At 34.3% G+C, this 13,538-nt stretch carries 6 protein-coding genes; all 6 read left to right on the top strand.

Features of this window, described 5'->3' with window-relative positions; all coding sequences use genetic code 11:
- Positions 1 to 117: 117 nt before the first annotated feature.
- The 6 genes from LNP19_RS00275 to LNP19_RS00250 all read left to right on the top strand — a co-directional run bounded on the left by LNP19_RS00275 (position 118) and on the right by LNP19_RS00250 (position 13,090).
- Positions 118 to 3,447 carry a glycoside hydrolase family 2 TIM barrel-domain containing protein gene (locus tag LNP19_RS00275; protein ID WP_230062824.1) on the top strand — a complete coding sequence of 1,110 codons (3,330 nt, stop codon included), beginning with the start codon at positions 118 to 120 and terminating at the stop codon, positions 3,445 to 3,447.
- A 279-nt stretch (positions 3,448 to 3,726) separates the two neighbouring features.
- The gene (locus LNP19_RS00270; protein WP_230062823.1) at positions 3,727 to 4,335 is read left to right on the top strand and encodes an RNA polymerase sigma factor; all 609 of its coding nucleotides are present in this window, start codon (positions 3,727 to 3,729) and stop codon (positions 4,333 to 4,335) included.
- 222 nt (positions 4,336 to 4,557) lie between these two features.
- The gene (locus tag LNP19_RS00265) at positions 4,558 to 5,640 is read left to right on the top strand and encodes a FecR family protein (RefSeq protein ID WP_230062822.1); all 1,083 of its coding nucleotides are present in this window, start codon (positions 4,558 to 4,560) and stop codon (positions 5,638 to 5,640) included.
- A gap of 179 nt (positions 5,641 to 5,819) precedes the next feature.
- The gene (locus tag LNP19_RS00260) at positions 5,820 to 9,248 is read left to right on the top strand and encodes a TonB-dependent receptor (RefSeq protein ID WP_230062821.1); all 3,429 of its coding nucleotides are present in this window, start codon (positions 5,820 to 5,822) and stop codon (positions 9,246 to 9,248) included.
- A 21-nt stretch (positions 9,249 to 9,269) separates the two neighbouring features.
- Positions 9,270 to 11,066 carry a RagB/SusD family nutrient uptake outer membrane protein gene (locus tag LNP19_RS00255; protein ID WP_230062820.1) on the top strand — a complete coding sequence of 599 codons (1,797 nt, stop codon included), beginning with the start codon at positions 9,270 to 9,272 and terminating at the stop codon, positions 11,064 to 11,066.
- A gap of 482 nt (positions 11,067 to 11,548) precedes the next feature.
- On the top strand, positions 11,549 to 13,090 hold the full coding sequence (locus LNP19_RS00250; RefSeq protein WP_230062819.1) for a sulfatase: 1,542 nt from the start codon (positions 11,549 to 11,551) through the stop codon (positions 13,088 to 13,090).
- The last annotated feature ends 448 nt before the right edge of the window (positions 13,091 to 13,538 follow it).

Raw genomic sequence — 13,538 nt, 5'->3', positions numbered from 1 at the left:
TAAATTTTTCTAAAAAACTGAGATAATCAAAGTAAGTTATTTAGAGATGAAGATTCAATTTTTTTAAAATAGATAAAAGTAAACATTAATTAAACCCTTAAACTATAACCTTTGAATATGAAAATTAATAGCCTTTTAGTTATTAGCTCTTTGTTTCTTTTTGGTGTTAATTCCTATAGTCAGAAAGCTGACATATGGCATTATATTGAAAATGAAAATGTGATCAGTGAAAACAAAGAACCTGCTCATGCAACATTCACATCCTTTACTTCTGTTGAAGACGCAACAAATGGAAAAGCAAAGTACAAGCAAGTTCTGGATGGTATGTGGAAATTCAAATATGTTGATTCCCCAAAAGATCGTCCAACAAGCTTTATGAATCCTTCTGAGAATGTCTCTGATTGGGATTCAATAAAAGTACCTTCAAACTGGGAAGTAGAGGGTTATGGTATTCCTATTTATGTAAACCATCAATATGAATTTGCCGATTATAAAGCCCCTATCGCAGCTGATATGGAGTTAGATGGTATTTATCCTAAATATCCGGGGAAAGTTCCTCACGAAAATAACCCGGTAGGATCTTACCGTAGGGATTTTGATATTGCAAATGACTGGGATGGGAAAGAAATTTTTCTGCATGTGGGTGCAATGAAATCAGGTGGATTTGTATGGTTAAATGGCGAGTATGTTGGCTATTCCCAAGGGAGTAAGCTTCCGGCAGAATTTAATATTACAAAGTATGCTAAACCAGGAAAGAATACCATCGCTATTCAAATTTTTAGATGGACAGATGGAAGTTATTTAGAATGTCAGGATTTTTGGAGAATCAGCGGAATAGAGCGTAGTGTTTACATATATGCCCAGCCTAAGGTGAGAATCAAAGATTTTGAAGTGGTTTCAAACTTAGACAAAGCTTACGAAAACGGACTTTTTAGTTTAGATATTGAACTTAAGAATCATTTGCAAAATAAGCAAAACCTAAAGGTGGCTTATAGTATCCTTGACGGTACGAATGTATTGAAAAAAGAGGTTCAAAAGCTGACTATTGTTAAGGATTCATCGGCTACAGTTTCTTTTAGTGCTTCTATCGAGAATGTAAAACAATGGAGTGCTGAACATCCTAATTTATATACTTTAACTATTGATGTTTTGGATTCAAGAGGTAAAGTTATAGAATCAACAATTCGTAAAATAGGTTTTAGAAGTGTTGAAATCAAAAACGGATTGTTATTAGTAAATGGAAAAAGCATTAAACTTAAAGGAGTCAATGCTCAAGAAACTGATCCTGAAACAGGTCACGTAATGTCGGAAGAGTTAATCTTGAAAGACATTCGTTTGTGGAAAGAAAATAACATTAACGCAGTACGTTTAAGTCATTACCCACGCGGAAGCAGATTCTATGAATTATGTGATGAGCATGGTATATATGTAGTTGATGAAGCTAACATCGAGTCTCATGGTATGTATTATGGAGACCGCTCTTTAGCTAAGAAACCAAGTTGGGAAAAAGCGCACGTAGATAGAATGACTCGTATGGTTGCCCGCGACAAAAACCATCCTTCGGTAATTATTTGGTCTATGGGTAATGAGGCTGGAAACGGTGTAAATTTTTATGCTGGTTACAAAGCAATCAAAGCAATGGATAAATCTAAAAGACCGGTTCAGTACGAGCGTCCTTATAAAGATTACGATGGTAGCGACTATGATATGGATTGGAATACAGATATTATTGTTCCTCAATATCCTTCGCCTGCTCATTTTGAATCGATAGGTAAATCAAAAACTGACCGACCATTTATTCCGAGTGAATATGCACACGCAATGGGTAATAGTACAGGTAACTTCCAGGATTATTGGGATATCATTGAACAATATGAAAATTTACAAGGCGGGTTTATTTGGGACTGGGTTGATCAGTCTCTTTGGAAAACAAACGAAAAAGGAGAACGCTTCTATGCTTATGGTGGTGATTATGGTAAAAATATGCCAACGGATAATTCGTTCTTAAATAACGGAATTGTGTTCCCGGACAGAACGCCACAACCGGCACTTTTTGAGGTTAAAAAAGCCCATGAGTTTATTAATTTTAAACAAAAAGGAATCAACGGTCATAATGAATTGAGAATTTTAGTTGAGAATTTATACGACTTTACTAATCTGAATGAATTTGATTTAATCGCTAAAATAAAAGCAGATGGTAAAATATTAAAAACCATTCCAGCTCAAACTTTAGATGTTGAAACTCAAACTGGTAAATTAATGCGTGTTGATCTAAAAGGAATTGACTTTAAGAAAAATACAGAGTATTATGTTGAAGTAGAAGCTGTGACAAAAAAGGACTGGGGACTTTTGCCAAAAGGATTTCAAGTGGCTCATGAGCAAATAAAAATTGACAAATTGCATGTTGAAGAGCAAGCAGCAGTGGCACAAGGAGCTTCTTTGAAAGTTAAAAGTACAGATAAAGGAGTGACAATATCCAATGAGGTTGTTAGCGTAGAATTTAATAAAAAGCAAGGCCGCATCACTTCTTATGTGTACAAAGGGAATGAACTTTTAAAAGACGGAAATGGGCCAAAACCTAATTTCTGGAGAGCGGTAACTGATAATGATTCAGGAAACAGGATGTATACTAATAATATTGAATGGAAGAAAGCTACTTTGTTTTCTGAAGTTACAAGTATGACAACAAAAAAACTAGCTGAAAATCTAATCGAATTAAAAGTTACTTACGATTTGCCAGGTGTGAACACTAAGTTTTATAGTACGTATCAAATAGACGGTAATGGAATTGTAAAAGTGGAAAATCTTTTGGATAAAACGGCTTATAAGGCTGATTTACCAAGACTAGGAATGCGTATGCAGTTGCCTAAGCAGTATAGTAAAATGACTTATTTTGGTCGTGGTCCATGGGAGAATTATTCGGATAGATACCATTCTGCTTTTGTAGATCTTTATGAGTCTAGCGTAAGTGATCAATACGTTCCTTATGTAAGACCGCAAGAAAATGGATATAAAACAAATGTTAGATGGGTTGCATTAGCTGATGAAAAAGATAACGGTCTGTTAGTTGTTGCTGATAATGTAAAGAAAGGTCTAGGAATAAGTGCTTTGCATATGACTATGGAAGACTTTGATACCGCTGATGGTTTAGATTATGGAAAAGCTTCCAAAATTGAAACAAAATATAGAACTGATGGGATTCCACAGATTAATGCCAGTAAACACATTAATGACATAAAAGAGCGCGATTTAGTAGAGCTTAATATTGATTTAGGTCAAAGAGGTGTAGCTGGTGACGATAGCTGGGGAGCTACGCCACAGGATAAATATAAAATCAAAGGAGAAGTAGCTCAAGGCTATTCTTACTACTTAATCCCTTTCGAAAAAGGAACTAAAGAGTCTATGCTGAAATTATCAAAAGAGTATGCTAACTCAAAAGTAAAATAGTAAATAATTAAAGAGTACATTAAAAATTGATTAAGAGTCGGGACAATATGTTCCCGACTCTTTTTTTTATATCAAATTTCAAATTGGATTTAATAAGAAGGATTTAGTTCTTAATTTTTGGAATATGGAGGGTATGGGTAATTCGTTAAAATAAGTTGTTTTTTTTTATGTATATCATAAAAAAAACTGGTAGGTACTGATTTGTTTGTTGTGTAAACTATTATATTTTTGAAATTATCTCTTTTTACTCTGTGCAAAGGTGTTGAAGATTAAAAAAGGATGATAAACCATAACAACCAAAAACCAAACCCATTGAGCAAGATTACTAAACAAACTGAAGTAACGCAGGATTCTCTTCTATGGAAATCGTTTAAGAATGGAGACTATGCGGCTTTTGAACTATTGTATAAAAAGTATTTTAAAGTTTTAGTAACTTATGGGTTTCAACTGAATTCTGACCGCTCCTTGGTCGAGGATGCAATACACGATTTGTTTGTTGATCTTTGGAGGAGGAAAGAGTTTTTAAGTGAAGTAGATAATGTTAAATTCTACTTGTTCAGAGCTATCCGAAATCAGTTTAGCCGTAATATCCAAAAAGATATTTTTGAGGGATCAGAAAATGTGGATCATTTTTTAGATTTTCTTTCGACCCTGTCTATTGAACAAGAATCAATAGAACAAGAGTCGGTGCAAATAAAGACTCAATTAATAAAAAAATCCTTAGAAAAACTTAGCAAACGCCAGACTGAGGCTGTTCATTTGCGTTTTTATCAGGGATTGAGCTTAGATCAAACTTCTCAAATAATGGAAATCCCTAAACAGGTGGTGAAAAACTTGTTGTCTAAGTCTTATGCAATTCTAAGAGTCTCACTTCGTAAAGCGGTTTAAGCCATTTTTAATTTCCGATTGTAACCAGCAGACTTGTTTTTCTGTGTTTATAAGCTATCGGTTTCTAAGAATTACATTCTTTTTTTACCTCTATTTAGATTGAACCAAACCTCTATTTTTAAGAGGTGTTTTTTTTGTTTGAAAAAAAATAAAAAATAATGGTTACTTTTTTGTCAAAGTGGTACTTGTATTAGTATAGGGCTTTATCAGTCATTTACCATTATGGAATACAATTACAATCAGATACAGGATTTTTTGGACGATGACTCATTTGTTCGTTGGACACTCTTTGGTCAAGACAAGGATAAGTGGGTGCAATTTTTAATTGATCATCCAATGAAAGCCAGTTTGATGAATGAAGCGAGCGAGTTTATTTTAGAAATAAATGAAATTCAGCTAGAGCCATTGGATGAGTTTGATCAGCAAAAAATATGGAGTAGAATCAATCAGACTCTTAAAGTGGAAGAAGTTTCTCAAGAGACTGTTGAATTGCGATTATGGCAGCGACCATTTATTAAATGGGTAGCTTGTATAATTATTTTATTTGGCATTGGTTCATTGGTATGGACGTCAAATCCTGACGGACAAGTTTCTTATCACGATTTACTGACTTCTTTTGATGCGCAAAGTACTCTTATAGAAAAGATAAATACAAGTGATATTCCACTAAAAGTTCAGCTTGAGGACGGCAGTGTGATTGTATTGGAGAAAAACAGTAAGTTGAGTTATCCTGTTCATTTTAATAAAAACAGTAGGACTGTCATACTGAGTGGTGACGCATTTTTTGAAATTGCAAAGGATCCCAATAAACCGTTTTATGTGTATGCCAATGAAATTGTAACCAAAGTTTTGGGTACCAGTTTTAGGATTAGAGCGTTTGATAATGATGAAAAACTATTTGTAAAAGTTAGTACAGGAAGGGTTTCGGTTTTTAATCAACGAAGAATAAATTTATCAGATCCTGAGACCAATGGTTTAGTACTTGTACCCAATCAACAAGCCATTTACAATCGTTCAGATGAAAATTTAAGTAAAAAATTAGTAGAGTCTCCTGTGGTAATTGCAAAAGAAAGCCCGACAGAGTTTAATGAAGCGCCTATAAATAAAGTTTTTGACGCAATTGAGAATCGGTATGGAATTAAAATTATTTATAATGAAGAAGTTTTGGCAAGTTGTACTATCACTACAAAATTAATAGATAAATCCCTTTATGACCAGCTTGATTTAATTTGTAAAATTATAGCAGGAACGTATAAAGAAGTCGATTCACAAATAGTAATTGAATCCCAGGGCTGTACTAACTAAACTATATAAAATACTAACTAACCAAACCAAAAAAACTATGAGAAGAAAAAATACATTATAAACAAGTTTTAAAAAAAAAGAGAAAGATGCGGCAACATCTTTCCCTTTTAAACATTTCCTATTGCTTAGTAGCAATGGGCTGAATTTATTTTGTCATGAACTAACAAAAAAACAAAAGTATGTCTAAAAACTTTAGTAACAAAACGATTTTTAAGATTATGAAATTCTCGTTTATTCAGCTGGTATTGTTGACTATTACAATCAACATGTGTTATTCTAATACTAGTTATGGGCAAGGCCCTTTAGCAGAACGCGTATCATTGTCTATTAAAAATGGAAGTATTAAAAATTTACTTCAATTAATAGAGACTCAAGCTAATGTCACTTTTTCTTACCAAGCCCAAGTAATTTCTTCTAAGGCCAAAATCAATGCAGAGTTTAAAAATGAAACCCTGCAGGAAGTCCTTAATAAGGTATTGAGCTCGCAGGATATTAAGTTTCAAGTGTTGCGTAATAATCAAATTGTATTGAATAAGAGCAATAATTTGGAGAATACAACTGCTACAGGAGCAATAGATGACCAACAGACTGTCACTGGTAAGGTTGTTGATGAGCAAGGAATTTCTCTTCCAGGGGTTAATGTATATAAGAAAGGGACTAAAACAGGAGTTTCTACTGATTTAGACGGTAATTTTACTATTGAAGCAAATAAAGGAGATGTATTAGTTTTTACTTATTTAGGGTTCGTTAACCAAGAAATGCAAATTAAAGATAATAAGATTTTAAAGATTGTCTTGAAATCTGAAGCTCAACAGATGAATGAGGTGGTTGTGGTTGGTTATGGGACACAGAAAAAAAGTAAAGTTACAGGGTCTGTAGTGTCGGTGAAAGGGGAAGAACTTACACGAGCTCCAGCTCCTAATATGACATCCGCATTGGCCGGAAGATTACCAGGATTAGTTGTGAACCAAAGTAGTGGAAGACCAGGTTCAGATGCTGCATCTATTAGTGTTAGAGGTTTTAATTCGAAAGGTGAACAACCACTTTTAATTGTTGATGGTGTACAACGTAATTTTAATCAATTAGATCCAAACGAAATAGAAAGTATAACGGTTCTTAAAGATGCTTCTGCAGCCGTATATGGTGTTCTAGGAGGTTCTGGAGTTATTTTGGTGACAACAAAAAGAGGAGTTGTTGGTAAACCAGTGATCACATATAATGCTACATCCTCGATAACAGAAGCTACAAGATATCCTGATATGGCTACATTCAAGCAATATGAAAGTATTGCATCTTCGCATAGAAGAGGAAATGAATGGCACATTTTTGACTCTTATATTACTCCGGAACGATTAGAGGCTCTAAATAATGGCTCTGATCTTGGAACAAATTGGATTAAAGAAGTTTCTAGCAGTTTTGCTCTACAACAACAGCAAAATTTAAATGTTAGAGGAGGTAGTGAAAATATGAAGTATTTTTTATCAGGAGGTTATTTAAATCAGGGATCTCAATGGAAATCGGGAGATTTTGGATTTGAGAGAATGAATTTTACAGCTAATTTTGATGCAAATATATCAAACAATCTTTCACTATCTGTTGGATTGGGTTTAAGAAGAGAAGTACGAGACAGCTCGCCTGCAGACGGTGATGGTGATATTGGAGATCTTGTATTTGGACATCCTGCATTTCCGGCCTCTATTCCAAATGGTGGATTAGTAGTTGTGAATTCTAGTAATGCAACATCGCCAGTTGCTTCAACAACCAAATCAATTGGAGGGTATAATTTGGGTATAAATAATGTTCAAAATGGAGATTTTTCTTTAAAATACAAAATACCAAATGTTGAAGGATTATCTGTAGAAGGGAAAGTAGCTTTTATTCAAAATTTTGATTTCGGTAAAAGATTAGAGAAACCTTTTAGTTTATGGGCTTGGGACGGTGCGAATTATATAGGAAATCAGATTTCTAATGGAGGAATAGTAGATTTAACTGAGTCGAGTTACAGATTTGATCGACTAACTACAAACTTAAGAATAAATTATGATAGGCAATTTGGGGAACACAGTTTTTCCGCTTTAGGATTATTCGAGAAAATTAAAGAACAATCGACATCTGTAACAGCTATAGGTAATGATGTTATATCTTCCGAAACACCATATTTAAATTTTTCGAACCCTGAAAATAGAAATGCACTTGGTTTTGCTAATGAATTAGGAAGAACGGGATTAGTTGGGAGGTTAAATTACAACTACTCAGGTAAATATTTATTGGAATTATCGTTCCGTATCGATAAATCTTCTTTATTCCCAAAAGAAACACGTACTGGTTTTTTTCCTGGAGTTTCTGCAGGCTGGCTAATTTCCAGAGAAAATTTTATGAGAGATACAAACTTTGTTCGCAATCTTAAATTACGATCATCTTATAGTAAGTTGGGTAATGATGGTGCAAATACCTACGATTATATTGAAGGATTTCAGGTCTTAAATGTCAATGGGGGTTATGTTTTTAATAATAAATTTCAGACAGGTATAGCAACATTAGGTGTACCAAATCCTTCAATTACATGGCAAAATACAGAATTATACAATGTAGGAATAGATGCTGGTTTTTTAAATAATAGTTTAACTTTAGAGGTTGATGCATTTTACAGATTGCGATCTGGTATTCTTACAAGAGACACACAGGGTATAACTATACCGGAAACAGCAGGTGCAGAATTACCACTAGAAAACTTGGAGTCAAGGGATAATCGTGGATTTGAAGCTGCATTAACATACAGGGATAATCAAGGAGATTTCAAATATAGTATTTCAGCTAATGGTTCTTGGGCTCGTGAGAAGTATAAAACTACAATAGAAACTTTAGTTCAGGAAGATGCGGATTTAGAAAGAATACAGAGGCTTTCAGGAAATTGGGTTAATCGTACATTTGGTTATCAATTTGACGGATTCTGGAACCAAAAAGAGTTAGATGTCCTTATTGAAAATAAAACAAATAATTCAGATGCATATATTGATTATGGTGAAAATCCTTTAAATATTAGGCCAGGGGACATTAGGGTAAAAGACTATAATGGTGATGGTGTAATTGATCTTAGAGATCAAGTCCTTATCGGAAAAGGTAATGTTCCGGAAATACTATTTGGTTTCAATACACAATTGGAATATAAAAATTGGGATTTTACAATGTTCTGGCAAGGAGCGGCCAATTTTTATCAAAGTATGAGTACCACAGAAAGAGGACTTTTATTACATGCTTCTGGACCAAGAACACCTTATAGCTATTTGTATGGTAGAGTTTGGTCCGAAGAAAATGAAGCAAATGCACAATTTCCAGCTGATTTAGATGGAAGGTATAATAATGCCACTTTAGACAAATATTTTATTAATTCTAAATATGTTCGTCTTAAGAATTTAGTAATAGCTTATTCGTTGCCATCCGAAACTCTTAAAACTGCTGGAATTGATAAGTTGAGAATTTATCTTAGTGGAACAAATTTATTTACCCTTGATAATTTGGGAATATTTCCAGTCGATCCTGAAGTTGGAGGAGTTGGTTCTTATCCGATTCAGAAAGTTTACACACTTGGGATTAATTTAAGTCTATAAAAAAAAAATAAAATATTCAATATGAAAACAATTAGAAATATTTTACTATTAGTAGTAGTAGCTATTATATATGCCTGTGAAAATCCACTGGACTCTACACGATTAGATGTTATTGGTAATGATTTAGTTTGGGATGATGAGTCTCTTGTAGATGCATATATGGCAAATATGTATGATCGATCTGATTTAATTGAAGCCAATGACAATTCTGGAGATCCGCATGTAAGACGATATGGTACACAACCATTAGGAGGAGAGGCTTTTGGTAGAGATCAAGGAGGGGCATATGGGTATACAACGGGTAACTTATCCGGTATTAGTACTGGTGTAGCATTGCCTTATTTTGGAACAGAGTCTTGGTCTTTTATCAGAGCTTTAAATGTGGCAATTAAAGAGTTATCAATTGAAGATTCAAGATTGAGTACCAACTTTAGAGAGCAAAGATTAGGAGAAGCGTATTTTTTAAGAGCACATGCGTATTTCAGAAAAGTGATTAGATATGGTGGTGTTCCCATCGTAGATTATCCTCAAGAAACATCTTTACCAGCAGAAGATCTTAGAATTCCTAGAAGTAGTGAGAAAGAAACTTATGATTTTATTGCTAGTGATCTGAACAAGGCAGCAGTATTATTGGCTAATAAAACAACTACTATTGGTAGAATTACAGAACCAGCGGTTTGGATGCTTATGAGTAGAGCAATGTTATATGCTGGTAGTATCTCAAGTAATAATAACCTACTACCATTAAAGGATATTAACGGGCTAGTTGGAATTAATCCTTCTGAAGCCCAAAACTATTATAAATTATCTTTAGAAGCTTCAAGAAAAATACTGCCAGCTCCTTTTGGAACAGGAAATTTTGCCTTAAGGCCTGGTCAAACTGTAGTTGAGTATAGGAAAATATTTAATGATATAGGAAGTGCTAATGATAAGGAGTCTATCTTAACCATACAATTTAACGGAGAAGGAGGTAGATATAATAACGAGGGTGTTTATTTATTGCCTAGAGCAAAACCCGAACACGTAAACTGGGGTGCGTGGCAAGCAACTTGGATGGAAACTCTTGAGTGGTATGAATATAAAAATGGCATTCCCGGAATTATGTTACCTGATAATTCAGCAACTTTACGCAGCACTCTAGCATCTGGACAGTACTATAATTTAGCACAACTTTTTGCGGATAAAGATCCTCGTTTTCGTGCTTCAATAGCTCTACCTCCTTATGAGATACAAGGATTTTCCGCCTACATGCATAATACTGTGAAAAATACAGCAGATGCGAATCAGGCTGGAATTCCGCTTAGAGGACCTACTCAAAACCGTCAATCTTCAGGTATGTGTGTGATTAAAACTGCCAACGAAAACAATCCAATGGTAATTAATGACATTGGTGATGCGCCATTGGTAGTATACAGAATAGCTGAGGCCTATTTGAACTATGCAGAAGCAGCCCATGCTTTAGGGGATGCTTCGGGATTGGATGCCTTAAATGCAATTAGAACACGTGCTGGAATGCCATCAAGAACAAGTCTTACAATGCAGAATATTATGCATGAACGAAAAATAGAATTGGCATTTGAAAATCATCGTTTTTGGGATTTGCGTCGTTGGAGAATAGCACAAACAGAGTTAAGTCCTACCGAAAAATTTAAGCATATTCAATGGACTTGGGATGTTGCTAATAATACTTTTACTGCAATTCTTGTAAATGAAAAATTGGTACGATTATTTAAGCCAGAACATTATTATTTCCCTATTCCTTTATCTAGTATTGAGAATAATCCGGCATTGGAACAAAATCCAGGATATAATTTATAAAATTTTTTAAGAAGTCTTATGATATAGGTATTAGAGTTTGTTTTTAAAGAATAAGCTAAATAAAAATGCTGATAATAATGAAATTATAGCTACAATGTATCGATTTAGAATTGGTATTTGAAAATATTATTTTTCTTAAAAGTACTGACAACCATTTATAAGTCATTATTTGGAAGCTAGGGGTTATAAATAACCATAATTTCGAAGAAAGAATTGAATTTCAGCAATCCGATTTTGTATGCTTTAAAACAGAAGTTGTGAAATGCATTTGATGAGGTGCTTTTAATAAAAAAGTGCCTCTTTGCGTATGTTGTGCGTGGTCTTTTTCTTGAAGATTTCAAGTTTCTGTAGGCACTGAGTTGATAGGGAGTTTTAGCAACTGGCTAGGCTGTCTAAGATGAGGTAGAATCTGAAAGAAGCCATTAAAAAAAAATTGTGTAATAGTTATTTAATAAGTTATTCCATATTAATAAATAGAGTGTATGAATTCAATCAAAACTTTGCGATCAAATAAAAACTACCTCGGCGCTTTTCTTCTATTCTTTATTGGTATAGTTTACGCTCAATCTCCGAAAACTGTAGCAAAAAGAGCCCAACCCAATATCATTGTTTTTTTAGTCGATGATATGGGCTGGCAAGATACTTCTTTGCCTTTTTGGACAAAAACCACCGAACTCAATAAGCGATACCACACGCCCAATATGGAACGATTGGCTAAAGAAGGCATGAAATTTACTAATGCTTATGCTACACCAGTTTGTACACCAACACGCGTTAGTATGATTTCGGGTATGAATGCAGCAAATCATGGTGTTACCAATTGGACCTCACCTGTAAAAGATAACAATACTGATAATAGCGATGAGGAAATGGCAAAGGCGGATTGGAATTATAATGGGTTAAGCCCTGTGCCGGGCATACCACACACTGCTTATGCTACTACCTACCCACAACTATTGAAAGATGCGGGATATTTTACCATTCATGTAGGAAAAGCACATTGGGGATCGGCAGGTACACCAGGTTCTAGTCCGTATAATTTAGGGTTTATGGTAAATATTTCTGGAAATTCGATAGGCCATCCGCAAAGTTTTAAGGGCACAGATAATTATGGAAATATACCTGGAAAAACATCACCGAATGCTGTTCCGGACCTGCAGGAATATTTTGGAAAAGATTGTTTTCTTACCGAAGCGTTAACCTTGGAAGCCATCAAATCTTTGGAAGCTCCCATCAAAAACAAACAAGCTTTTTATCTCAATATGTCGCATTATGCAATTCATGATCCGCTGATGGCTGATAGCCGCTATATTCAGAAATATTTGGATGCTGGACTGGACGCTAAGGAAGCAAAACTTGCTTCGATGATTGAAGGCATGGATAAAAGCCTGGGCGACATCATGAATTATTTAAAAGAAAAAAACATTGAAAAAAACACCATTGTCATTTTTATGAGCGATAATGGACCCAGCCATAGGTCAAACCTGCCTTTGAAATCCAGCAAAGGATCGGTATATGAAGGTGGTATTAGGGAGCCGATGATTGTAAAATGGCCTGCTGTGGTAAAACCATCTACGGTTGCCCAACAGTATGTAATCATCGAAGATTTTTTCCCAACCATTTTAGAAATGGCAGGGCTAAAAAATTATAGGACTGCTCAACAGCTTGACGGAGAAAGTTTTTTGCCCATTTTAAAAAATGCAAATTATAGTAACAATGAGAGGATATTGGTTTGGCATAATCCTAATAAATGGACTAGTTCTGCTGCTCCAGGAATTAACTATTTCAGTGCAATCCGTCAGGGCAATTGGAAATTAGTTTACAGCATGAGAACTGGCAAGAAAGAATTGTATGACCTTAATGATGATATCGGGGAGAAGAATAATCTGTCAGATAGGTATCCTGGTAAAGTGGAACAACTCTCATCATTACTGTCCAATGAATTAAGGAAATGTAAAGCTCCGATGCCCACTTTTAAAAATTCGGGCAAGGTAGTGCCGATGCCGGATGAGGTTGAATTTTAATTTTTTTTGTCATTTTGTTAAGTAAATCATTTACATTGATTTTATAGGTCTTTTTTCAATTAATTCCCCTCTGTATTATAACAGAATTATATTTTAAAGAAAAAAGAATTTCTTTATATTATTTTAAGAGAAATTTATTTATTATTCCTAGTCCTGAAAAAGCTATGCAAGATTTGTCTAGTCCTAAAAAGGAGATACAGGATTAATAAAAAATAAGAGTACAATTTTTAGACAGTAGTAAGCCTAGGTTTATTACTGTTTTTTTGTTTTTATTGAGATCCTTTTGATTTTCTTGACATAACATCGAATCCCTCTAGACATTAGGTGTAATAAAGTTAATTGTTTTGTATAGCAGTGATACTTTGTTCTAACGATTCATAAGTTCAAAAAAATATTTATTATAAAAGCACAAAATAACTGGTAGGTACTGGTGTATTTAGTAAGGAAT

It is taken from the genome of Flavobacterium acetivorans (assembly GCF_020911885.1).
In the GTDB taxonomy this organism is placed as follows: Bacteria; Bacteroidota; Bacteroidia; order Flavobacteriales; family Flavobacteriaceae; genus Flavobacterium; species Flavobacterium acetivorans.
Note: the sequence above shows the minus strand (reverse complement) of the source record. Positions and strands in the feature narration are given on the sequence as shown.

Excerpts from the sequence above, each read along its gene's own strand:
- LNP19_RS00275 (WP_230062824.1), top strand. The coding sequence starts at position 118 with ATGAAAATTAATAGCCTTTTAGTTATTAGCTCTTTGTTTCTTTTTGGT.
- LNP19_RS00270 (WP_230062823.1), top strand. The coding sequence starts at position 3,727 with ATGATAAACCATAACAACCAAAAACCAAACCCATTGAGCAAGATTACT.
- LNP19_RS00265 (WP_230062822.1), top strand. The coding sequence starts at position 4,558 with ATGGAATACAATTACAATCAGATACAGGATTTTTTGGACGATGACTCA.
- LNP19_RS00260 (WP_230062821.1), top strand. The coding sequence starts at position 5,820 with ATGTCTAAAAACTTTAGTAACAAAACGATTTTTAAGATTATGAAATTC.
- LNP19_RS00255 (WP_230062820.1), top strand. The coding sequence starts at position 9,270 with ATGAAAACAATTAGAAATATTTTACTATTAGTAGTAGTAGCTATTATA.
- LNP19_RS00250 (WP_230062819.1), top strand. The coding sequence starts at position 11,549 with ATGAATTCAATCAAAACTTTGCGATCAAATAAAAACTACCTCGGCGCT.